Raw genomic sequence first — 23,824 nt, forward strand, 5'->3', positions numbered from 1 at the left:
TTTCCTCAATCGTGATCTCTCGTGGACACTCCCCGTACAACACTTCTTTGGTTTGCTCCAGACCTTCCAATTCACGAACCGGGACATCATTGCGCAGATAAATGCCTTTGGGAGCAAAAACGCGGATCAGTGCATCTTTGATCAGGTCTCTTCTGACTTCCATGCCGAGCGATAGGATTTGGACTACGAGGACATCTTCATACCGGTCAACGATCAGTCCTGGTAAAAAGTCAGCTTCGCCATATATCAGTCTGCACGCTTTTGGATTGGATACAAAGCGAGTGCGGTGCTCCCCTGCTTCCGTGAAACGGCGAATGAAGAACTGAATGTCAATCTCTTCTTTGGGATCATATGAGAGTACACGGACAATCATTTGTGAGTTCGGATTAATGTATCCTTTGGCCAGAAAATGACCTTGGTGATTGACTACTTCCACGATGTCACCTGGCGCATAATCTCCCTGGATCTCTTTTACTTCGGATTGGAATATCCACGGATGACCTGATTCCAACCGTTTTTTTCGATTGCGTTCTAAAAATACTTTTGCCATCTTCCGAAATGACCTCCTTGTCATGCTTGTCTAAAATCAGGCATAGCGTATAAAAGGTAGTTCAAAAAGTCCGGGTTTGTCCTCCTTTTTGAACAGGATCTAAAAGTAACTACTGATAGGGAGAGGGGATTTCTTGCTGTGAAACTGTTAACAGAAATCGTTATCCCTTTTTGTTTGGGATTAAGTTATTTCTTGACTGGTATGTATCTGATGCGTTCAGGGTTCCACAATCTCGCAGGCAATCAGATGGAGAGCATCATGCTGCGCTTTACGAGAACCCCTACACACAGTTTTTTCTCGGGGTTGTTCTCCACATTTGCCCTGCAAAGCTCCAGTGCCGTTACCGTGCTGACGATTTCACTGACCCACTCAGGGATCATCGGCTTCGCACAGACAGTCGGCATTATTCTGGGTACCAATGTGGGAACGACGGTAACTACCGAATTGATTGCGCTGAGGCTCGAAGACTTTGCTGTACCGATTCTGTTAGTTGGTGCAGCCATGTGGTTGCAAAGTAAACCATTGTTTCGCAGTATCGGATTGATTCTTGGCGGCTTCGGTTTAGTGTTTCTGGGCATTGATACGATGCAGGTGATGGCCAAACCGTTGGAGACCTCACAGACGTTTCGCACGTTATTCCTGGAGAGCAGCCATTCGATTTGGATTGGACTTTTGACTGGAACAGTTTTTACGGCATTGATTCATAGCAGCTCTGCGACAACAGCAATCACGATGAGTCTGATGGTGCACCAAATCTTTACGATGGAAACGGCACTTGCGATTGTATTGGGGGCAAATATTGGCACCTGTTTTACTGCCCTTATTGCGAGCATCGGAACCAATCTGGCTTCCAAACAGGTCGCATGGCTGCATACGTTGTTCAATGTCGCAGGAGCACTGTTTTTTCTGCCATTTCTCTCTAGTCTTGCCCAGATATCGGCAATGCTTACGGCCGATCCTGCCATACAGATTGCTCACTCGCAAACGATCTTCAATCTGGTATGCTCACTCGTTGCCCTGCCCTTTGCCACGCAAATCGGTAAAATCACGCAACGGCTGATCCGATGAAAACCCACCCGACACAAGCTATCGCTGGCGTCGGGTGGGGCCCCAAACTTAAAAAGTGAAGGCTTGTCACCTTCACTCTCTGTCCATCATCGGTGTTGTGATATTAGTACCCGCTACCGTTTGCAGTCTCACCCGACACGATGGCAATACCAGCACTTGCACCAATACGGGTAGCACCTGCATTCACCATCGCAATGGATGTTTCACGGTCACGTACACCACCAGAAGCTTTGACGCCAATGTCAGGCCCTACAGTTTTGCGCATGAGAGCAATATCCTCTACCGTTGCTCCTCCAGGGCCAAAGCCCGTAGAGGTTTTCACGTAATCAGCGCCTGCTTGCACACTCAGGTTACACGCTGTCACCTTTTCCTCATCAGTGAGCAAACCGGTTTCAATAATCACTTTGACCAGCACATCACCAGAAGCCTCAACTACCGACTGGATGTCACGTTTCACCAGATCAAGGTCACCTGATTTCATTGCGCCTACGTTGATCACCATGTCCACTTCTGTCGCACCGTTAGCAATCGCATCACGTGTTTCAGCTGCTTTCACTTCCGGCGTATTTGCTCCCAGTGGAAATCCGATCACTGTGCACACTTTCACATCGGTACCAGCCAAATGTGCGGCACAACGTTTGATCCATGTAGGGTTCACACAAACAGAGGCAAATTTGTACTCTTTCGCTTCCTCGCAAAGTTTGTCAATCATAGCGGCTGTAGCATCAGGTTTTAATAACGTATGATCAATGAATTGACTCAGATTCATCTCGTTACACCTCGATTTTGAAATGGGTCAATGCTTTTTTCAGCACACTTTCATTATTTTTATAGCCTTTTTTGAGTTGCAATTTCCACGCTTCCAATGGTTTGAACCAATGAACAGCACGGATTTCCTCGATCTGAGCAGTCAGACCCTCTGTCATAGCCTCGATCAGATAATAGTGTACTTCCTTGTTCACCTTCTCGCCCGTTACGGGGTGGTTATACATGTAGTAAACGGTCTCAATCGGGCTAATCAGTTTTCCGTGCACACTGGTCTCCTCCAGAATTTCACGGATCGCTGCTTCCTCCAGTGTTTCACCGGGCTCCAATTTCCCTTTGGCTAGCGTCATTTTTCCATAGCGATCTTCAATCAGCAAGAAGTAAAGCTGATCTTTCTCTTGGCGATAGACTACTCCTCCAGCGGAAATTTCGATCATACGGCAGATTCCTCAACACGTACTGCTTTTGCCTCTTCCAAGACACGGACAAATGTACCATGGCAATATTCTGAACCTGCTTTGTCCAGCTTCACTTTGCACACTTTGCCAATCATCTCTTCTGTCCCTTCGAAAACAACATTCAGGTAATTATCAGAATAGCCTTGGATGAACCCGCTGTTCGGGTCTCCTTTGTACGGCCCCTCTGGAATTACCTCAAGGACATCACCCAGATAACCCTTGGCATAGTTCAAGGAAAGCTCATTGCTGAGTTCAATCAGCTTGGCAACCCGGTCCTTCTTCACTTCTTCATCTACTTGATCAGTCATTCGAGCAGCAGGAGTCCCGGTACGCATGGAATAAGGGAACACATGCAATTCAGCAAAGCCGATCTCCTGAATAAACCGATAGCCGTTCATGAATTGCTCGTCCGTTTCGCCTGGGAAACCGACAATCACATCGGAAGTTAAAGCTACGCCTGGCAGTGCTTGGCGAACTTTTTCCATCTTCTCTTTGAACTCTTGCGTCGTGTATTTGCGGCGCATGCGCTTCAATACTTCATCATCGCCTGCCTGGAGAGGAACGTGCAAGTGGCGGCATACCTTTTCAGAGTTATTGATAACCTCGATCACTTCATCAGTGATTTGGCTTGCTTCAATCGAGCTGATGCGAATGCGTTTGAGCCCTTCCACCTGTTCGAGATCACGCAGGAGCTTAGCTAAGTTGTAGTCTTCTAGATCCTCACCATAGCCTCCTGTATGAATTCCTGTTAATACGATTTCCAGATAGCCTGCTGCAACGAGTTTCCGAGCTTGCTCGATGACACTTTCCGGTTGGCGTGACCGCATGAGTCCACGAGCCCAAGGAATAATACAGAAGGTGCAGAAGTTGTTGCAGCCCTCTTGAATTTTGAGGGAAGCTCTCGTTCTGTCAGTAAAGGAAGGGACATCCAGTTCCTCGAACGCCCGTGCTTTCATTATGTTGCCTACTGCGTTAATCGGTGTACGCTCCGCTTGAATCTGTTCTACATATTCTACAAGACGCTCTCGGCCCTGCGTACCAACGATAATATCTACGCCTGGAATGTCGGCAATTTCATTAGGAGAAGTCTGTGCATAACAACCTGTTACGGCAACAATTGCCTCTGGATTGCGCCTGATCGCACGACGAATGACCTGACGGCTTTTTTTGTCTCCTGTGTTGGTTACGGTACATGTATTGATGATGTACACATCGGCAGCTTCCGTCTCGAAATCGACCCGATCATAGCCTTGTGCCTTGAATATTTGCCAGATGGCTTCAGTTTCATAGCTGTTTACTTTACAGCCTAATGTGTGGAAAGCAACTGTACTCATTGCTCCCCCTCCTTTCTGTGAAAAACGTCTGGATGTTTTTCGTATATTCCATTCAATAGAACGATCTATTCGAAATGAAACGAAAGAGCAGCCAACACATATTGGCTTGCTGTCTCGGTTCTCAGAATTCTCGGACCTAATTGTACAGATACAAAACCTGCTGCCTGCGCCAGTGCTACCTCGTCTGCCGAAAATCCACCTTCTGGACCGATCAGAACAAGAAGGGAGTCTCCCGGAGCGATGGTTTCACAAACATCTTTCAGTCGTACCGATGTCTCTTGCTCATAGGCAATCAGACGAGTTGAGTACGATTCGGATGAAGCCAACAGATTTTTAAATGAAGTAGGATTCAAAACCTTGGGCAGGATATGACGATGGGCTTGTTCGGCCGCTTCTTTGGCAATTTTTTGCCAACGTTCCAGCTTCTTGCCCTCTTTTTTCTCATCGAGCTTGACGATGGTTCTCTCAGAAGAAAACGGCTGGAATGCATACGCCCCCATCTCTGTTCCTTTCTGAATAATCCACTCCAGTTTATCTGCTTTTGGCAATCCTTGTCCGATGGTAACCCGGATGGGCAACTCTCGAACCTCGTTTCTTTCTTCCACGATGTCAGCACGAACTTCTCCCGCATTCAACAGCGTAAGACGTGCCAGTGCAGCACGTCCTTCTCCATTACTTACAAGAATCGAATCTCCAACGGAATGACGCATCACCTTAACAATATGATGAACGTCGTCACCCGTGATGATTACTTCTCGATCAGACATCTGGTGAGGCTCAACAAAATATCGTTGCATAGATACGCAACCTCACTATTCTACTATGTTTTGGTCAAATACGTCATGCCCGTTTTTTGGCGATAATAGCTACCCAATCATCGATGTGAACCGTCTCGATGACTTCGAGCTGAGATTTGGCGAGAGCTGCTTTGACGTCGTCTTCTCTCGCTTTGATAATACCAGATGCAATGAATGTCCCTTCTGGCAGCAGAACTCGTGCCACATCGTCAGTGAAACGGCAGATGACTTCTGCTAGGATGTTGGCAACGACCACTTCCACTTGATCGGAAATACCGTCCAACAGATTATTTTGCTTCACCTGTATTTCGTCACTGCATTTATTGATCTTGATATTCTCTTGGGCAGAACGAACGGCAATCTCGTCCAAGTCCATGGCAAGAATACTGCTAGCTCCCAATTTCGCTGCCGCAATACTTAGAATCCCCGTACCCGTTCCCACATCATACACACGGTCTCCTGGCTTGAGATATTTTTCGATAGCACGAATACACAGTACCGTTGTCGGATGTGTACCTGTCCCGAATGCCATGCCAGGGTCCATTTCAATGATCAGCTCGTCTTCATTCTTCGGCTCATACATTTCCCATACCGGCGTAATCGTGATTCGCTCAGAAACGGTGACCGGCTTGTAATATTTTTTCCAAGCAGTTGCCCATTCGTCTTCATGCACTTCAGTTGTCGTAATGGTACCTTTGCCAAGCTCCAGTCCATACAGCAAAAGTTCATTCAGTCCAACCTTTAGTGCTTCTACTGTCTCGCCGAGGTAGCTGTTAACAGGAAGATACCCTTTCACGTAGACTCCCTCGGCAGGAAAATCGTCGGGGGACAAGTGATAGATCTCTCCAAACTTCGTATCCCATTCACGGTGCAACACCTCTGGGTCTTCGATAACCACCCCGTTAGCACCCGCTTCATACAACAAATTCGAAACGGCATCTACTGCTTCAGCCGTCGTGTGGATACAAATTTCTGACCATTTCATAATTCGATCATCCCCCGTACTTTTCCAAAATACCTGCTATCCATTACTCTCCTCGAAAAGCCCGCTTCATCTTACCGAAGAAACTGTCGTCCTCATGCGGCATTTCTAATGGAGCTCCATCGCTTAGTGAGGCAAGCTCACGAAGCAAATCTTTTTGTTTATCTGTTAACTTGGTTGGAGTTACCACTCGAACCTTGATATGCTGATCCCCTACTCCATTGCCGCGCAAGTACGGAACCCCTTTGCCTCTAATTCTAAAGTAAGTTCCCGTTTGAGTCGCAGCAGGGATTTTGAGCTTCACTTTCCCGTCAAGCGTAGGCACTTCAATTTCGTCTCCCAATGCAGCTTGGGTAAAATTGATTGGTATTTCACAATAAATGTCATTGCCTTCTCGCTCAAAGAACTCGTGATCCTTCACTCGCAGGATGACGTACAAGTCTCCAGCCGGACCACCGTTCACACCTGCTTCTCCCTCGCCAGATACGCGAAGCTGTGCTCCGTCGTCTACACCAGCAGGGATGTTCAAGTGGATCTTACGACGGATTTTCACACGTCCTGTTCCACGGCAATGTGTACATTTTTCTTTGACTACTTTTCCACGGCCATCACATGTTTGACAAGCACGACGGTTTACGATACGACCAAACGGAGTATTCGCCACCACTTCTTGTTGCCCTGATCCGTTACAGGTTTTACACGTTTCCGGTGTTGTTCCCGGCTTGGCTCCTGATCCATGGCACGTATCACAGTTCGCTTCACGTGGAATTTCGATATCTGTTTCTTTGCCAAATACGGCATCCTTGAAATCAATTTGCAGGGAGAATTGCAGGTCTGCTCCTTTGCGTGGTGCATTCGGATTGGAACGTCTGCCTCCTCCACCACCGAAAAACATATCAAAAATATCTCCAAAGCCACCCATTCCGTTCGGGTCAAATCCGCCCCCACCAAATCCCTGGTTCGGGTCCTGATGACCGAATCGATCATAGCCGGCACGTTTCTGTGTATCAGACAGCACGTCGTATGCTTCTTTTACTTCTTTGAACTTCTCTTCCGCATTTTCTTCTTTATTTACATCGGGATGGTACTGTCTTGCCAGCTTGCGATACGCTTTCTTGATATCGTCTTCGCTCGCATCCTTTCCAACCCCAAGGACCTCATAATAATCACGTTTCATTACCTTTAATCACTCCCGTATCCCAGACAGTCAAAGTTAACTATAGCATGCAGAGCCAATTGCATCAATGAGACATTCCCCTCTGACTCTATAACCCACCCGACACAAGCTATCGATCGCGTCGTGCGGGGCCCCAAACTTAAAAATTCCTTAACTACCATCGAAAAAAAGTCAAAGCCATCAACCCCTGACTTTGACTTTCTTCCCGTTTCGGTTCCTTACCTATTTTTTATCGTCTACAACTTCATAGTCTGCATCTACTACGTTGTCTCTTTGTCCTCCAGCACCTTGTTGAGCCTCGGCACCTTGAGCAGCTTGTTGTGCCTGAGCCGCTTGCTCATACAACTTCATGGAAAGCTGTTGTACGATTTGTGTGAGTTCCTCGGTAGCGCTCTTGATTTCTTCTGTATTGTTGCCTTCGAGTGCTTTTTTCACTTTTTCTTTTGCTTCATTCGCTTTATCAACGTCAGCTTGATCAACTTTGCCTTCGAGATCTTTCAACGTTTTCTCTGTCGTGAAGACGAGTTGGTCTGCCTGGTTACGGATTTCAACAGCTTCTTTGCGTTGTTTATCAGCTTCTGCATTGAGTTCCGCTTCTTTTACCATGCGTTCGATCTCTGCATCGTTCAAGCCAGAGTTGGAAGTGATGGTAATACGGTGCTCTTTGCCAGTTCCGAGATCTTTGGCACGTACGTTTACGATACCGTTTGCATCGATGTCAAATGATACTTCGATTTGTGGCACTCCACGAGGAGCTGGTGGAATATCAGTCAATTGGAAACGGCCTAATGTTTTATTGTCCGCTGCCATTTGGCGCTCACCTTGCAATACGTGGATATCTACAGCCGTTTGACTGTCAGCCGCTGTAGAGAACACCTGTGATTTGCTTGTTGGGATAGTTGTATTGCGATCGATCAATCTTGTGAATACGCCACCCAATGTTTCGATACCAAGAGAGAGTGGAGTTACATCGAGAAGAACGACGTCTTTTACGTCACCAGTCAGTACGCCTGCTTGAACAGCAGCACCAAGAGCAACTACTTCATCCGGGTTTACGCCCTTGTGCGGTTCTTGGCCCAATACTTTTTTGATCGCTTCTTGAACCGCTGGAATACGGCTGGATCCACCAACAAGAATGACTTTATCAATTTGATTAGGAGACAATCCAGCGTCTTGCAATGCTTGACGAGTAGGTCCCATAGTACGTTCTACCAAATGAGCGGAAAGCTCTTCGAATTTCGCACGAGTCAGGTTCAGCTCCAAGTGTTTTGGACCTGTTGCATCTGCCGTGATAAATGGAAGAGAGATTGTTGTAGTAAGTACACCAGACAAGTCTTTCTTCGCTTTTTCTGCTGCATCTTTCAAGCGTTGGAGCGCCATGCGATCTTTGGAAAGATCAATGCCGTTTTCCTTTTTGAACTCATTTACAAGATAGTCGATAACTACTTGGTCAAAGTCATCTCCACCCAGTTTGTTATCACCAGAAGTTGCTTTTACTTCAAAGAAACCTTCAGAAAGTTCGAGGATGGAAACGTCGAAAGTACCGCCACCCAAGTCATATACAAGAACAGTTTGATCTTCATTTTTTTCCATACCGTATGCAAGTGCTGCAGCAGTTGGCTCGTTTACAATACGAAGAACTTCAAGACCCGCAATTTTACCAGCATCTTTGGTAGCCTGACGTTGAGAGTCATTGAAATACGCCGGAACTGTGATAACTGCTTGCGTTACCGGTTGACCGAGATACGCTTCTGCGTCAGATTTCAATTTTTGCAGAATCATGGCAGAAACTTCTTGAGGTGTATATTCTTTGCCTTCCAACGTTTCTTTATGGTTGGTACCCATCCAACGTTTGATTGAGATTACTGTGTTGTCAGGATTTGTGATTGCTTGGCGTTTCGCTGCTTCACCAACGATGCGCTCGCCATTTTTGAATGCGACTACAGATGGGGTTGTACGGTTTCCTTCTGGATTTGGGATAACGACTGGCTCGCCACCCTCCATAATTGCTACACAAGAGTTAGTTGTTCCAAGGTCAATACCAATCACGCGACTCATCGCTACATTTCCTCCTTATAAATACCATCATTCTATTAGTAGTAAAAGAAATTGCTTCATATTGGGTAGTTTGCAAGCAAATTAAGAATTTACCTTAACCATCGAAGGACGAACCACACGATCTTTGAACTGGTAGCCTTTTTGGAATTCCTCTACGACGATGCCAGATCCATAGTCAGGGTCATCTGCTTGCATCACTGCTTGGTGTTTGTGCGGATCAAACGGTTGGCCTTGCGCTTCAATTTTTTGCAAGCCTTCCTGTTCGAAAACCTGCACCATTTGACGATAAACCATGTTGACCCCTTGCAAAAGAGATTCGACGGTTAGGGACTCTTTGTCTACTGCCAGTGCTCGTTCGAAATTATCGAGTGCAGGAAGCAGATTTTCAATCACTTTTAGCGAAGCATACTTCGCCAGATCTTCCTGTTCCTTACGCACACGTCGACGCAAGTTCTCCATATCAGCCAAGGTACGCAAGAGACGGTTCTGATGTTCTTCTGCCTGTGCTTTCCAATGGTCTAGTTCGCTGCCTTCTACTGTAGCAGTTGCAGCTTCTGTTGCTTCCATATGATCGTCGTTCGTTTCCTTCGCATTTTCATCGTGAAGTTCAGTTGTAGACTTGTCTTCCGCCAAACAAATAACCTCCTGCCATTCGAGCTTTCCCCTTCTTTCAATCAGTTGGGTGATTGCTCGTTGGTTTTTGCTTTATGTAAGCAGGGAAATCCCTGCCTCATTCACTTTTTGAATTGGGTAGTCAAAACCTGTGATAGACCCTGTGCCAGGTAATTCAACACAGAAATCACCTTGCCGTACTCCATCCGTGTCGGTCCTAAAATTCCAATGGCTCCGACTGGTTTTCCCTCCAGATAATAGGAGGTGGTGATGATACTGCAATTTTTCATGGCATCTGCCGCATTCTCTTGTCCGATTCGGATTGTGAGCCCCTCAGCGTTATTAAACAGATTTACCAACTGTTGATTCTGCTCGAGTAGCTCCAGAATATCTTTGACCTTCTCGACGTCACGGAATTCCGGCTGGTTCATGATTTTCGTCGCACCATGCAAGAAAACACGGTCTGCTGCTTCGTTCGTAAACGTCTGTTCAATCATGTAAAGCATCTCTTCATACTGCTCTACATGACGGCGCATCTCTTGCGCTACTTCATCATACAGACGTTGGCGCAATTGCCAGAGAGGTGCATCCTGTAGTTTGCTGTTCAGGATATTAACCAGCTTCTCCATTTCGGAGCTGCTGATTTCCGCTGGCAAATTAAACACCTTATTCTCTACCCGTCCCGTATGAGTAACGATAATCGCAACCGCTTGACTTTCACTTAACGGTACAATCTGAATATGCTTCAAGCGATGTTCGAAGATCTCAGGGCCGAGAGCAATCGACGTGTAGTTAGTCATTTGAGACAAAATCGATGCCGTATGTTCGATCGTCTGCTCAAAGTGAAAAATCCGATCGGCAAAAATTGATTTGAGGTTGGCTACTTCAATCTGGTTGACATCCTTTGGTTGAATCAGATTATCAACGTAGAAGCGGTACCCTTTGGTCGAAGGGACTCGCCCTGCAGAAGTATGCGGCTGTTCCAAATACCCCAGCTCTTCCAAATCAGCCATTTCATTGCGGATGGTTGCAGAACTGAAGCCCACTTCTTCCCGTTTGGAAAGAGTTCGAGAGCCAACAGGTTCGGCCGAATGAATGTAATTATCTACAATCGCATTCAAAATCAAACGTTGACGGTCAGACAACATCAGTTCTTTCGCCTCCCCTTGTTAGCACTCTTTATTGTTGAGTGCTAAATTCTATAATTAAATTATCAATTGGCGATTCATTTGTCAATGTCTCTCGGTGAAAATCGCAATGAATCTCGCAAAAAAAAGCTTCGTTTCTACTCTTCACGCAGGAAACGGGCAAAGACTTCATTTCCCAGAGGAAGGCCCTTTTTGGTTAAACGCAAGAATCCATCTTTTATTTCCAGCATTCCTTTGTCGATTTCTTCCCTCACGATTGAGCCAAACTCATTTTCAACCGTACAGCCAAAACGTTGTTCAAATCTTGCAAGTTCAACCCCTCGGATGAGACGCAGACCGAGAATAAGCTGATCTTCCATCGCTTCATTCGAAGGCACCGTGAATTCATCTACACGAGGAAGGCCTTGCTGCGCCATCTCTACGTATTTCGCAAGCGGTCCAGCATTGACGTGTCGCACTCCGTTGCAATAACCATGTGCACCTGCACCTAATCCGTAATAATCATTGTTCAGCCAGTAGGTCGAGTTGTGTCTGCTTTCTTTTCCCGCTTTGGCAAAGTTGCTGATTTCATATTGATGAAAGCCATGCTTTTGCAGAGAATCGATCAAAAGCAGGTACATTTCCAACTCTGCCTCTTCTGTTGGCAGTGGCAATTGGCCTTTTTGATAGAGCGTATGGAATACCGTGTTTTCCTCGACCTTTAATCCATAACTGGAAATATGGGAGAGTGGCAGTTGCATTGCCTTGTCTATTGTTGTTTGGAATTGCTCTACAGTTTGGTCAGGCAAGCCGAAAATCAAATCAATGGATATGTTGGAAAAACCCGCTTGTACGGCATTATCAACACTTTGATAGACATTGGCAGCGTCGTGAATGCGGCCAATTCGCTTCAACAACTCATCATCAAACGATTGCACACCAAAGCTTAATCGATTGACTCCAAATGAGCGCATCAGCTTCAGCTTCTCGATATCCGTCGTGCCGGGATTGGCTTCCATCGAAAACTCTAGCTGATCACTCAGATGCTTCCCGAGATGCTTCTCCACTGTTTCCAGGAAATAACGCATCTGCTCCAGATTCAAGTAAGTCGGAGTGCCACCGCCAACAAAAATGGTATCAATTGAATCGGGTGGTGTTAGCTCAAACGTCCGCTTCATCTCCTCCTGCAAGGCTTCTAGATAATCCCAAATGATCTGCGGGTTGCTGGTCACAAACGAATTAAAGTCACAGTAGTAGCATTTGTTGGTACAAAACGGGATGTGCAAATAAACGGACTTTGGGGGCATTTTCTTCCCTCCTTACCCTTTCATAGTAGGTTCACGAATAAACATAAATAGACGACCTGACGTGATTTCGCCAGGTCGTAACTTTACCCATCCAATTTTGCGCTATGGCTGGTGTTGGCTGGGCCCCTGAAAAAGGGCTCTCTATTTCTTATCGTCCATGCGGAGTACCGCCATGAATGCTTCTTGTGGAACTTCAACGGACCCAACTGCCTTCATCCGCTTTTTACCCTCTTTTTGTTTCTCCAAAAGCTTACGTTTACGGCTGATGTCACCGCCATAACATTTTGCAAGTACGTTCTTGCGCATGGCACTGATGGTTTCACGTGCCACTACTTTTTGACCGATTGTTGCCTGAATTGGAACCTCGAATTGTTGACGAGGAATCAGTTCTTTCAACTTCTCACAAATGACTTTTCCACGTTGATATGCAGTGTCTTTGTGAACGATAAAGGATAAAGCGTCAACTACTTCCCCATTTAGAAGAATGTCCATCTTCACCAGCTTGGAAGCTTTATATCCAGCCATCTCATAGTCGAAGGAAGCATAACCACGAGTACCAGACTTCAGAAGGTCAAAGAAGTCATATACGATCTCAGAAAGCGGCATATCGTACTTTAATTGCACACGATTTTCCCCAAGGTACTGCATATCGAGGAAGTCCCCACGTTTGCCTTGGCATAACTGCATCACGTCACCAACATAATCTTTTGGAACCATGACGGTAGACGTCACATACGGCTCTTCAATCATATCGATTTTTTGTACTTCAGGCATTTTGGAAGGGTTGTCAATCTCAATAACCTCGCCATTCGTCTGAGTGACACGATAGATAACGCTTGGTGCTGTTGTAATCAGATCAATATTAAATTCACGCTCAATACGCTCCTGGATGATTTCCATATGGAGAAGTCCAAGAAAACCACAACGGAAACCAAATCCAAGCGCTTGTGACGTCTCCGGTTCGAACTGCAAGGAAGCATCATTCAACTGAAGCTTCTCAAGCGCATCACGCAAATCGTTATATTCGCTCGTATCAATCGGATAGAGACCGCAGAATACCATCGGGTTAATTTTTCGATAACCTGGAAGTGGTTCGGCTGCCGGACGTGCTGCATCCGTAATCGTATCACCCACACGAGTATCGCCCACTGTTTTGATGGCTGCTGCTACATATCCTACATCACCAACTGTCAACTCATCTGTTGGTGTCTGACGAGGGGTAGATGTCCCTACTTCTGTTACTTCATACGTCTTGTTTGTTGCCATCATGCGGATCTTCATACCCTTGCGTACCGTACCATTGACGATACGAACAGAGGCAATTACCCCGCGATATGGATCAAAGTATGAGTCAAAGATCAGCGCTTGCAACGGTGCATCCGGGTCACCTTCAGGGGCAGGAACTTTTTGTACAACTGCTTCCAGTACATCCTGAATCCCGATACCTGCTTTAGCAGAAGTGAGACATGCCTCACTTGCATCAAGCCCAATGACATCTTCTACTTCCTGTTTGACACGTTCTGGTTCCGCACTTGGCAAATCGATCTTGTTGATGATCGGGATAATTTCAAGGTTATTATCCAGTGCCAGGTAAACGTTAGCTAGCGTTTGCGCTTCAATCCCTTGTGCTGCATCGACGACAAGCAATGCTCCTTCACAGGCAGCCAAGCTGCGTGAAACCTCATACGTAAAGTCGACGTGTCCTGGCGTATCAATTAAATGAAGAATATAGTCTTCTCCATCTTTCGCTTTGTACTTCAATTGTACAGCATTCAGTTTGATGGTAATCCCACGTTCTCTTTCCAAGTCCATTGTATCAAGGAACTGGGCTTCCATTTCTCGCTCACTCAACGCTCCGGTAAGCTCGAGAATTCGGTCTGCCAGAGTCGATTTCCCGTGGTCAATATGAGCAATGATTGAGAAGTTGCGAATTTTTTTTTGTCTTTCACGGCGATCCATAATATTATTCCCTCCCACAGGCTGTGGACATCCTCCGAAAAAATGCACTAGAATTTAGTATAACAAAGCTTGAAACCTGTAGCAACCAACGATTCAATTAACGAGAAGGTATCGCAACTACTAGTAAGATATGTTAGATTGGTACTAATGATCAAATATTGCAAGATATTGTAATGAAATCCGCTAAAGGAGAGATTGTATGTTTCAATTAGACCGTCTCGTATACGTAACCTCGCAACCAGAGGAAGTACATAAATATCTAACTGCAGAACGTGGTTATTCTTTAGTAGCGACCGGAGCGTCTTTTCCCGGAGTTGCCACCCGGATTTACCCTTTCACTGGCGGCGGATTTTTGGAAGTCGCTTATATTGAAAATGAAGAACTCGTCACCCAAACAGAAGGTGGTCAAGCTCTTAAAACCTATCTGGAAGAACATGGAGACGGATTCCATACATTTGTACTTGAAACGGACGAGTTGGATCGAGTGAGCAGCACGTTGCAAGCAGAAGGTTATCCTGTGCAGGAAACACCGGTGCAACACATTGTCGATCCTACGGGTGAAACAGTAAGTTTTCGTATGGTTGGCTCATTCGGTCATTTGCCTTGGTTTATCCAATATGACAAGCGCCGCCCATCTCCTATCGGGTTTCCGCATGCAGCCATTATCCGCACCACAACCTTGACTGCGGATGTGGCATTGATAGAGAAACTGGTTCAATCACCAGCAACCGTCATCAACTATCCAAATACGCACGCTGCCATCATTCCATTGACCAATGCTTCCTTGCGAATTGAGTCAGGTGATGAATACGGGTTTGGATATTTAGAGCCAAAAGGCCTGCTATTGGAAAACATAAAAGAGTCCACTACTCCAACTGAATAAGGAAGAACGCTAAAACAGGATGCAACTTTGACAGCATCCTGTTTTCTTTTATACCTTCTATATGCTATTAACTTACTTCATTCTTCTGTGATATTATTCGCTTATTTCTTCTGCGAAAAAAAGTCTTGTGCCTTTTTTACAATCTGTTTTTGCAGCTCAGCTACGTTTCCGGTTTTCTCTTTAATGGTTTTGTGATATTTCGTCGGGAAGATTTGCTCGATACTAGGCCAGTATTCACTGCCATCGCTTGGTGCTTCCATTTTGGTTACTCGATAGTCTCCATTTACATAGTCAACAACGAACTTCGCAGGGAAGCTCCACCCCGCTTCTTGCACAAGGTTGCCATTTTCTTGTTTGTATGACTCTACCAGCACCCAGGCGTACACATATTTCTGATCAGCACTTGGACCATATACGCCAAACATATCAATACTGGCAAACCTGGGCTGCCCGATCCATCCAAACTCCTGGTCACTTTGAATGTATGAAACGATAAGATCCTCCAGCCATTCACTATAAGGAGCAACCCCTGCATTTACTTGTACTGTAACCGAGCCTAACGAACCATTGCTGGTCATTACGTCCAGTTTCCAAACACCAGGCGAAGGAAGTGCAATGCTGGAGGGAAAATGCCCTGTCGCATCGAATAACGCTTCTCCTACAGTCCACGATCCCAGATTTGCCTGTTCCCCTGAATCCTTTGTACCAATGATTTGCACTCGCTCACCAGATTTAATTGGACCGTCCAACAGCCAGATCGTTTTTTGTCCCTGGTCTTCGTAAAGATCAGTGGTCATGATCCTCACCGGCTTTTCGCCCAGATAGTTGAATGCTTTGCCGTCTGAGGTACCTGACTGTTCCTTAGAAAGTTCCCATCTACCAGAAGCATTCGACCGATCAGGAAATGGTTTGGAGATAAGGGAAAGACTGGATGGACTGATTAAATTAGTGAATGCAAACAAGAAGATAAACGCTGCGATAAGTCCCAGAACAACCAGATTCCACCTCTTGTTTTGACGAGATGTAGTTGCAAGCTTTTGTTTTACACGGGAGCGAAATGCGACATCCACTTCCAACCCGGACAAAACAGTTCGATCTGCCACCTGCTTTAATTCCTGTAGCTGTCTCTCGATGTCCATGTAATCCCCTCCTTTTCCAAATGTCCTCTCAACTTTTGACGTGCTCGATGCAATCTGGTACGAACCGTTCCTTGTGACACCTGTAGAACCAATGCTACCTCTTCAATGGACATGTCTGCATAATAGTGCAAAGCAATAATTTGACGATACACTGCAGGCAGTTTCAAAACCTGATGGACAATGGTCTCCTTATCCACCCTCTGCATAGCTTCAGTTTCTACGGTTGTTTCACTCTCTCGTTGCAGATCCCAGGAGGGAAATATCTTGCGAAACGACCAGGAACGCAAATATCCTTTACTCTCGTTAACCGCAATTTGATAGATCCATGTCTGTATAGCACTATCACCTCGGAAAGTATCAATCCGTCGGAACACCTTCAAGAACACTTCTTGTGTAATATCCTCTGCAATACTTTGGTCCTTCACAAAAAAATAAACAAGCCGAAGCACTTTGGTACCGTATTTTTCCATTAGCTCATCCAGAAGTACATCAGGCGATTTTTCCAGCTTATAGAATTCATCCATTTCCCGCCTCTTCCACTCCTTTCCGTGAGCGATCCTGTTTGCTTCATCTTTTAGATGCAGCATCGGTTCCTTTTGTTACAAGCAAAAAGAAAAACATTGATTTCCTTGATAAAAATTTTAAAAGAGCTCTATCATCTTGTATACTTGTAAGTGAGAGTGAGGTGTTCGGTTGTTGGAGAAAATTTTGGAACAAATTCTTGATGAAATTAAATTACTGCACTCCGATGTTACCATTGTAAAAGACGGTCAGCAGAAGCTAGCGCAAGGTCAAGAAAGATTGGAACAGCGGCAGGATAAGCTAGAGCAAGGCATTCATCGGCTTGAGCAGCGGCAAGATAATCTTGAGCAAGAGATGAAATCGCTTGGAGTTCGACAAAGCAACCTTGAACAGGGCTTCCAACATATGGAACAGCGGCAGGATAATCTTGAGCAAGAGATGAAATCGCTTGGAGTTCGACAAAGCAACCTTGAACAGGGCTTCCAACGTATGGAACAGCGGCAGGATACTCTTGAGCAAGAGATGAAATCGCTTGGAGTTCGACAAAGCAACCTTGAACTGGGCTTCCAACGTATGGAACAGCGGCAGGATACTCTTGAACAAGAGATGAAATCGCTTGGAGTTCGACAAGACAACCTTGAACAGGGCTTCCAACGTATGGAACAGCGGCAGGATACTCTTGAACAAGAGATGAAATCGCTAGGGGTACGACAAGACAACCTTGAACAGGGTATTAAATCACTAGAAGTACGACAGGGCAATCTTGAACAGGGTTTCCAACGTATGGAACAGCGGCAGGATACTCTTGAGCAAGAGATGAAATCGCTCGGAGTGCAACAAGACAACGTCGAACAGGGTATTAAATCACTAGAAGTACGACAGGGTAACCTTGAACAAGGCTTCCAACGTATGGATCAGAGACAGGATAACCTCGAACAAAGCATTCAACGACTGGAAGCCGGTCAGGAAGAAATAAAGCAGGCCGTTCTGCGATTGGAAGATAATCAGCCAAAGGATATTATGGGCATGCTCATTCGAATTGACAAAAAATTAGATCGAAAAGACGATGAAATTGCTGCCTTGAATAAACGACTGTTTCATGTTGAAACAGCAGTAGAACAATTAAATAGACAGTAATGAAATCTGGTCTCTTTATCGACTGGATTTTTTCTTTTTCGAAAAAAAACAAGCTCCCGCACAAGGCGAGAGCCATCATGATTTTTATCCAATTACCGTTAACTCTTTCGGGAAAGTAGTCAGGACTTCTACACCATTCTCCGTAACGAGAACGTCATCTTCAATCCTTACACCGCCTGTTCCAGAAACGTATACCCCCGGCTCCACCGTAAAGACCATGCCTGCATGGAGCAGATCCATATTCTCGGAATGAATCGATGGATACTCATGAACATCCAGACCCAATCCATGGCCCAATCGATGCATGAAATATTCCCCATATCCTTTGGAAGCAATCACGTCACGAGCAGCAAGATCGACACTTGCTAGTGTCACCCCTGGACGAATTGCTTCCAGCCCGGCGAGATTTCCGGCAAGTACGGTGTGATAAATCTCTTTTAGCTGATCATTTACGTCACCGACAGCAAATGTGCGAGTGATATCAGAGGCATACCCATTCATGTACACACCGAGATCAAACAGCAGCAACTCACCAGCCTGGATTTTCCGATCACCCGGTTTGCCGTGAGGTAGTGCAGATTTTTCTCCTGCCAACACCATTGTCGAGAAGGAAGGGCCTTCCGCACCCAATCTTTTCATCTGGTATTCGAGTTCTGCAACGATCTCGATTTCGGTTACCCCAACCTGAACTTTCTGAATGCCTCTTCTCAGCACTTCTTCGATGACTTCAATCGCTTTTTTGATCCGAACAACCTCTTCCGGACTTTTGATCATGCGCATTTTTTTCAGAGGCTCCTCAATGTCGACCATCTCGGCAACATCCAGTGCACTTCGCATGGCTTCGTATCGATTGACCGTTACATAATCCTTCTCGAGTCCAATCCGCTTGCACGTAGAAGGAATCACCTTCCGAAGAACCTCGTAAGGATTGTCCGTATCTGTATGCGTAAAGATATTTTCCATTTTTGTAGCTGCGTATGCTGCCTCTTTATCCAGTGCCGGGACGATCAGAGCAGGCTCTTCCCCTCTAACCAGTACCAGCCCCATAAAACGTTCATGTGGATCACTGTAAAACCCGGTCAAATAGTAGACATGTTTCGGTAACATAACGATCAAAGCATCTAATTGCGTATTTTCCATGTACGTATACAGTTGATTGATGCGAGACATGTGGTTCACCTAACCTTTGCCAATGGATGGAAAAACAGCTTCTTTGGGGAGAATAACACGACTTCTGTAAAAAGAGAAGATCAAATGCAAGTTTTCCCGCCCCTCTACCCAATAATAGTGGATGAGGTGAAAAAAATGAAACAAATTCGATTGCGGGATGTGGCCGTGATGTCCTATCTGGATCAAGGGAAAGGGAAACCAATTGTGTTCATTCATGCTCCTCTGATTGGACATGTTAACTTTCATTTTCAGCTACCTCTTGCGAATGAATTCAGGTTGATCATTCCCGACTTGCGAGGACACGGCTCCAGCACTCCTGTACGTGGTGAATTAACTATGCAAACGCTTGCAGATGACCTAGATGAGTTGATTACTTTATTGGAACTAGAGTCGTTTTGCCTGTGCGGGTACTCTCAAGGCGGCTCCATTGTGCTTGACTATCTCCTGCGCTACCCCGGAAAAGCTAGCTGTGCCATTCTCATCGGCAGTTTCTCCGAGGTCAGCAATCTCTATCTTCACAGCAAGTTTGTCATAGCCCAATCACTAGCCGCACTGAACGGGATACATGTACTTGCCAGATCCATTAGCTCGGGCCATCTAGAAGATTCTACTCTCCGTACTCAATGGACCCGTCATGCAGAACGTACAGACCCCCATACCCTTCATCAATTGTACCTTGCTGGCCATCATTATCACTGTACGGAACTACTCCAGCAGATTACTGTACCTGTCGCTCTGCTTTACGGTGAGAAAGACGATCTGATGCACCAGTATGCCCGAATCCTTGAAAAGAACCTGCAACACCCGACTCTACACATGATCCCTGACGTCAGTCATCAGATCGTTACCAAAAAACCGGTCGAATTCCATTCCATCCTGCGACCCTTTGTGGAGAAAAATGTTTCTCCAACTGTCAAAAGCCCTCTTCCTGTCTAAGGAAAAGGGCTGCTTGTTTACTTACCGAAGATTAGTTTTTCATCCGTGGATCGAGGGCATCCCGCAATCCGTCTCCAATCAGGTTAAAACCTAACACTGTAAGCATGATCGACAGACCTGGGAAAATAACCGTCCACGGAGCCTTTTGAATATACTCACGAGAATCCGCAAGCATTTTTCCCCACTCCGGTTCTGGTGGCTGTGCCCCCAGTCCAAGGAACCCAAGAGCCGCTGCTTCAATAATCGCCGTGGCGATACCGAGTGTCCCCGTAACAATAACAGGAGCAATGCTGTTCGGTAAAATGTGGCGAAGCAAGATGCGAGAATCCTTCATCCCCATCGCCCGTGCCGCCATGACGTATTCTTCTTCTTTTAAACTCAATACTTTGGAGCGAACCAGTCGCCCATAAGTCGGAATGTTTATGATGGCTATGGCAAGCAACGCATTTGACAGTGATGGCCCGAGAATGGATACGATGGCAATCGCAAGAAGAATACTCGGGAACGCAAGCATGATATCAAAAAAGCGAGAGATCAACATATCAACCCATCTGCCGTAAAATCCTGCCAACAAGCCGAGGAATGTACCTGCAACAATGGAACCGAGTACGGAGAATGTCCCTACCCATAAGGAAATGCGAGCACCATAAATGACACGTGTGAACAGGTCACGCCCGTTATAATCGGTGCCAAACCAATGTTCCGCAGAAGGCGGCTTGTTCTTGTCCATCAGATTACCTTCGTCATAAGGATACTGAGTAATAACCGGAGCAAAGATCGCAATCAGGACAAAGAAGATAATAATCGCTACGCCGGCAATCGCCATTTTATTTTTGAGAAAAGTCTTCCACGCATCTCGCCATGGTGAGGAGACTTTTTCGACTGACGGAGTGGCTATAGCAGGTTCAATTTTTGGTGCAAGTTCTGCCATGTCTTAATTCCTCCTTAGCGGTATTTGATGCGCGGATCAACATACGCATACAGTAAGTCGACGATTAGATTGATCAATACGAAAATCGTGGCTATGACCAGAATGCCTGACTGAATGACCGGATAATCACGGTTTCCGATCGCTGTATAAATGTAGCGTCCTACCCCTGGCCAGCCAAAGATCGTTTCAGTCAAAATGGCACCACCCAAGAGCAACCCCGTTTGCAAACCGATAATCGTCAAAACAGGGATAAAAGCATTTTTGAGTGCATGCTTGTACACCACGAAGAATTGCCCCAAGCCTTTGGCACGCGCGGTGCGAATGTAATCGGAACGCATCACCTCAAGCATGGAAGAACGAGTAATACGAGCAATGATTGCCATCGGAATGGTTCCAAGAGCAATGCCAGGAAGGATCAAATGCTCCACTACGTCCTTGAACTGATCCCATCTGCTTTGCAAGATGGTATCGATTATATAGAAGTGCGTGATTGCTTCTACAGGATCACGCGGATTGTCACGTCCAATAGATGGTAGCCACTTTAATTCTTGTGCAAAAAACCACTGTTCCATCAAACCAAGCCAGAATACAGGCATAGAAACACCAATCAGTGCGACAAGCATAGAAATGTAGTCAAACCAGGAATTCTGCTTCCATGCAGAAATAATTCCCGCGTTCACCCCAATGAACACAGCTATCAACATACTGACTACTGTCAATTCTGCTGTCGCTGCCAAATAGCGTGGGATTTCATCTGAGATAGCCGCTTTGGTCAATAGCGATTGTCCAAGGTCACCTGAAACAACAGCTTTGATAAAATCAAAATATTGAATGTACCACGGGTTATCTAAACCCAATTGTGCTCGGAGTGTAGCAATTGATTCAGGACTTGCTTTTTCCCCCAAAATCATCTGTGCCGGATCCCCTGGGATGGCATGAATGATGGAGAATACGATGATTGACATTCCGATTAGTACGGGGATAAGCATAAGAATGCGACGAATGGTGTAGGCTAGCAAGTCAAGCGCCTCACTTTCTTCTCCAAATGGTAACAAGATAGCTATGTATTTTTTCCCACCCGACTGTAGCTATCGCTGTCGTCGGATGGGGTCCAACAAAAATTCTTCTTTTAAAGCGAGAGGGGCAAGAAGAGGAGAGGACCTCATCTTACCCCTGACTCTGGTAGCTATTAAGGCAAAACTATTGTAATTCTACATTTTCCAAACTTTCAGATCCAGTTGGGTGTGGTACATAACCTACAACATTTTTCTTTGCTGCAAGTGGTGGTGTAGAGTGGATCATCGGTACCAATGGTGCATCTTTGAAGATGATTTCTTGTGCTTGTTTGTAAAGCTCTGTGCGTTTTGCTTGATCTGGCTCAGACTGTGCTGCGATCAACACTTTGCTAGCTTCTTCGCTTGCATAGCGGGAGCGGTTGTTACCACCGATGTTGTTTTTGTTAAGAAGTGTTCCCAGGAAGTTGTCTGGGTCACCGTTGTCACCCGTCCAACCAAGCAAGAAGAGTTCCATCTCACCATTTTTGGTTTTTTCCAGGTAAGTCGCCCACTCGTAGCTGACGATTTTCGTTTCAACACCGATTTTCTTGAGATCCTGTTGAATGGCTTCCGCAATTTTTTGACCGTTTGGCATGTATGGACGAGCAACTGGCATTGCCAAGAACTCTAATTTGAAACCATTTGGATAGCCTGCTTCAGCCAACAATTGTTTTGCTTTATCCAGGTTGTATTCACGATCCTGGATGCTGTCATTGTAGCCCCAGAGGCTTGGAGGAAGCAGGTTGGTTGCTGGTTGCGCCATTCCTGCAAAGAACGCTTCAATGATACCAGCTTTATTGATTGCATGACTCAACGCTTGACGAACTTTCGGGTCATTCAATGGCTTCTTCTCTACGTTAAAGCCGAGGTAACCAACGTTCATGGAAGGACGAGTGAGTAGTTGCAACTCTGCGTTCTCCTTCACAGATTGAACATCATCCGGGTTCATACCTTCGAGCACGTCAACCTCTCCGTTGATCAGCGCTGTCAAACGAGCAGAGTTGTCTGGAATGACCTTGAATACCACCTGATCAAGTTTAGGCAGTCCTTTGTTCCAATAGTCAGGGTTTTTCTCGAGAGTGATAGAGTCTTCACGCTTCCACTCAATAAACTTGAACGGGCCAGTACCTACTGGTTTCTCACCGAATTTGTCCTTGCTTTCTTTCAACGCTGTCGGAGAAGCAATCGCAAAGGTAGACATACCAAGGTTGTTCAGGAATGGAGATACAGGACGCTTCAATTTGAATTCAACCGTTTGTTTGTCGACAGCTTTGACAGAGTCGATAACATGGCCTTCATCGCCTTTCAAGCCACCAAACATGTCGTTGTAGTATTCAAATTTGCCTTTTTGGTGAAGCGGGTTGTTCGGATCCATCCAGCGTTCGAAGTTGAACACAACTGCTTCTGCATCGAAGTCCGTTCCGTCATGGAATTTAACTCCTTGACGAAGTTTAAATGTATAGGTTTTGCCATCTGGAGCAATTTCCCAACTCTCCGCAAGACCAGGAACAACTTCCGTATTGTTTTCTTTGTATTTCACCAATGTTTCAAGCACGTTGTCAGTTACACGGAAAGACTCACCGTCTGTAACGGCAATCGGGTCAAGCGATACGGAATCGCCGCCACGAGCATAAATTAACTTCTTAGGCCCTGCTTTCGCAGGTTCAGCCGCAGGTTGAGTTGTTTGAGCCGGAGTTTCGGCAGGCTTTTGAGCTGGTTGAGAACCACCGCAACCAGTGAGAACCATTGAAACAGCTACTGCACTAGTAAGCGCTGTTCCAAGCACTTGTTTCTTTTTCATGAATGAATCTCCCCCTTGGATCTTTAAATATTTGATAAAAGGCTAGTTAGCTTTAC

Annotated in this window: 22 protein-coding genes; 4 read left to right on the plus strand and 18 right to left on the minus strand. The window is 45.8% G+C overall.

Annotated features, from left to right (window positions below):
• Positions 1 to 550: class I SAM-dependent rRNA methyltransferase (locus ACPW7N_RS23635; RefSeq protein ID WP_425653971.1), on the minus strand; the 550-nt coding region annotated here is incomplete at its 3' end.
• A 144-nt stretch (positions 551 to 694) separates the two neighbouring features.
• On the opposite strand from ACPW7N_RS23635, the gene ACPW7N_RS23640 reads away from it, so the two are divergent.
• On the plus strand, positions 695 to 1,618 hold the full coding sequence (locus tag ACPW7N_RS23640) for a Na/Pi cotransporter family protein (protein WP_425654020.1): 924 nt from the start codon (positions 695 to 697) through the stop codon (positions 1,616 to 1,618).
• Between the two features lie 103 nt (positions 1,619 to 1,721).
• Here ACPW7N_RS23640 and deoC read toward each other — a convergent pair whose 3' ends face one another.
• The 11 genes from deoC to lepA all read right to left on the minus strand — a co-directional run bounded on the left by deoC (position 1,722) and on the right by lepA (position 14,194).
• Positions 1,722 to 2,387: a deoxyribose-phosphate aldolase gene (gene deoC, locus ACPW7N_RS23645; protein ID WP_425653973.1), complete on the minus strand. Its 666-nt coding sequence runs from the start codon at positions 2,385 to 2,387 to the stop codon at positions 1,722 to 1,724.
• Between the two features lie 4 nt (positions 2,388 to 2,391).
• Positions 2,392 to 2,820 carry an NUDIX hydrolase gene (locus tag ACPW7N_RS23650; protein WP_425653974.1) on the minus strand — a complete coding sequence of 143 codons (429 nt, stop codon included), beginning with the start codon at positions 2,818 to 2,820 and terminating at the stop codon, positions 2,392 to 2,394.
• Positions 2,817 to 4,175 carry a tRNA (N(6)-L-threonylcarbamoyladenosine(37)-C(2))-methylthiotransferase MtaB gene (gene mtaB, locus ACPW7N_RS23655; RefSeq protein ID WP_425653975.1) on the minus strand — a complete coding sequence of 453 codons (1,359 nt, stop codon included), beginning with the start codon at positions 4,173 to 4,175 and terminating at the stop codon, positions 2,817 to 2,819. The genes ACPW7N_RS23650 and mtaB overlap by 4 nt, the downstream gene beginning before the upstream one ends.
• Positions 4,176 to 4,240: 65 nt before the next feature.
• The gene (locus tag ACPW7N_RS23660) at positions 4,241 to 4,972 is read right to left on the minus strand and encodes a 16S rRNA (uracil(1498)-N(3))-methyltransferase (RefSeq protein ID WP_425653976.1); all 732 of its coding nucleotides are present in this window, start codon (positions 4,970 to 4,972) and stop codon (positions 4,241 to 4,243) included.
• A gap of 43 nt (positions 4,973 to 5,015) precedes the next feature.
• Positions 5,016 to 5,957 (minus strand): 50S ribosomal protein L11 methyltransferase, encoded by a 942-nt coding sequence (gene prmA / locus ACPW7N_RS23665; protein ID WP_425653977.1) that lies wholly within the window; start codon positions 5,955 to 5,957, stop codon positions 5,016 to 5,018.
• Between the two features lie 43 nt (positions 5,958 to 6,000).
• Complete coding sequence (gene dnaJ, locus ACPW7N_RS23670) at positions 6,001 to 7,131, minus strand: molecular chaperone DnaJ (RefSeq protein ID WP_425653978.1); 1,131 nt, start codon at positions 7,129 to 7,131, stop codon at positions 6,001 to 6,003.
• Between the two features lie 222 nt (positions 7,132 to 7,353).
• Positions 7,354 to 9,189, minus strand: coding sequence for a molecular chaperone DnaK (gene dnaK, locus ACPW7N_RS23675; protein WP_425653979.1), 1,836 nt, complete (start codon positions 9,187 to 9,189; stop codon positions 7,354 to 7,356).
• An 81-nt stretch (positions 9,190 to 9,270) separates the two neighbouring features.
• Complete coding sequence (gene grpE, locus ACPW7N_RS23680; protein ID WP_425653981.1) at positions 9,271 to 9,822, minus strand: nucleotide exchange factor GrpE; 552 nt, start codon at positions 9,820 to 9,822, stop codon at positions 9,271 to 9,273.
• Between the two features lie 101 nt (positions 9,823 to 9,923).
• Positions 9,924 to 10,949 carry a heat-inducible transcriptional repressor HrcA gene (gene hrcA / locus ACPW7N_RS23685; RefSeq protein ID WP_425653984.1) on the minus strand — a complete coding sequence of 342 codons (1,026 nt, stop codon included), beginning with the start codon at positions 10,947 to 10,949 and terminating at the stop codon, positions 9,924 to 9,926.
• Positions 10,950 to 11,086: 137 nt separating this feature from the next.
• Positions 11,087 to 12,235: a radical SAM family heme chaperone HemW gene (gene hemW, locus ACPW7N_RS23690; RefSeq protein WP_425653985.1), complete on the minus strand. Its 1,149-nt coding sequence runs from the start codon at positions 12,233 to 12,235 to the stop codon at positions 11,087 to 11,089.
• Positions 12,236 to 12,376: 141 nt separating this feature from the next.
• Positions 12,377 to 14,194, minus strand: a complete 1,818-nt coding sequence (gene lepA, locus ACPW7N_RS23695) for a translation elongation factor 4 (protein ID WP_425653986.1) — start codon at positions 14,192 to 14,194, stop codon at positions 12,377 to 12,379.
• 199 nt (positions 14,195 to 14,393) lie between these two features.
• On the opposite strand from lepA, the gene ACPW7N_RS23700 reads away from it, so the two are divergent.
• Positions 14,394 to 15,077: a VOC family protein gene (locus ACPW7N_RS23700; RefSeq protein ID WP_425653988.1), complete on the plus strand. Its 684-nt coding sequence runs from the start codon at positions 14,394 to 14,396 to the stop codon at positions 15,075 to 15,077.
• Positions 15,078 to 15,178: 101 nt separating this feature from the next.
• On the opposite strand, the gene ACPW7N_RS23705 is transcribed toward ACPW7N_RS23700, so the two are convergent.
• Together ACPW7N_RS23705 and ACPW7N_RS23710 are read right to left on the minus strand one after the other, a co-directional pair.
• On the minus strand, positions 15,179 to 16,216 hold the full coding sequence (locus ACPW7N_RS23705; protein ID WP_425653990.1) for a hypothetical protein: 1,038 nt from the start codon (positions 16,214 to 16,216) through the stop codon (positions 15,179 to 15,181).
• Positions 16,186 to 16,740 carry a sigma-70 family RNA polymerase sigma factor gene (locus tag ACPW7N_RS23710; RefSeq protein WP_425653993.1) on the minus strand — a complete coding sequence of 185 codons (555 nt, stop codon included), beginning with the start codon at positions 16,738 to 16,740 and terminating at the stop codon, positions 16,186 to 16,188. Before ACPW7N_RS23710 ends, ACPW7N_RS23705 begins: the two co-directional genes overlap by 31 nt.
• A 172-nt stretch (positions 16,741 to 16,912) precedes the next feature.
• On the opposite strand from ACPW7N_RS23710, the gene ACPW7N_RS23715 reads away from it, so the two are divergent.
• Positions 16,913 to 17,875 carry a coiled-coil domain-containing protein gene (locus ACPW7N_RS23715; protein WP_425653996.1) on the plus strand — a complete coding sequence of 321 codons (963 nt, stop codon included), beginning with the start codon at positions 16,913 to 16,915 and terminating at the stop codon, positions 17,873 to 17,875.
• An 84-nt stretch (positions 17,876 to 17,959) separates the two neighbouring features.
• Here the strand turns inward: ACPW7N_RS23715 and ACPW7N_RS23720 are convergent, their stop codons facing one another.
• Positions 17,960 to 19,045 carry a M24 family metallopeptidase gene (locus tag ACPW7N_RS23720; protein WP_425653998.1) on the minus strand — a complete coding sequence of 362 codons (1,086 nt, stop codon included), beginning with the start codon at positions 19,043 to 19,045 and terminating at the stop codon, positions 17,960 to 17,962.
• A gap of 135 nt (positions 19,046 to 19,180) precedes the next feature.
• On the opposite strand from ACPW7N_RS23720, the gene ACPW7N_RS23725 reads away from it, so the two are divergent.
• Positions 19,181 to 19,981, plus strand: coding sequence for an alpha/beta fold hydrolase (locus tag ACPW7N_RS23725; RefSeq protein WP_425654000.1), 801 nt, complete (start codon positions 19,181 to 19,183; stop codon positions 19,979 to 19,981).
• A 31-nt stretch (positions 19,982 to 20,012) separates the two neighbouring features.
• Here the strand turns inward: ACPW7N_RS23725 and ACPW7N_RS23730 are convergent, their stop codons facing one another.
• From ACPW7N_RS23730 to ACPW7N_RS23740, 3 genes are all read right to left on the minus strand, one after another.
• Positions 20,013 to 20,912, minus strand: a complete 900-nt coding sequence (locus tag ACPW7N_RS23730) for an ABC transporter permease (RefSeq protein ID WP_425654001.1) — start codon at positions 20,910 to 20,912, stop codon at positions 20,013 to 20,015.
• A 14-nt stretch (positions 20,913 to 20,926) separates the two neighbouring features.
• A complete protein-coding gene (locus ACPW7N_RS23735) occupies positions 20,927 to 21,931 on the minus strand; it encodes an ABC transporter permease (RefSeq protein WP_425654021.1) in 1,005 nt (334 codons plus the stop codon).
• A 181-nt stretch (positions 21,932 to 22,112) separates the two neighbouring features.
• Positions 22,113 to 23,768, minus strand: coding sequence for an ABC transporter substrate-binding protein (locus ACPW7N_RS23740; protein WP_425654002.1), 1,656 nt, complete (start codon positions 23,766 to 23,768; stop codon positions 22,113 to 22,115).
• Positions 23,769 to 23,824: the final 56 nt, after the last annotated feature.

It is taken from the genome of Brevibacillus nigriterrae, assembly GCF_049846925.1.
GTDB lineage: Bacteria > Bacillota > Bacilli > Brevibacillales > Brevibacillaceae > Brevibacillus_H.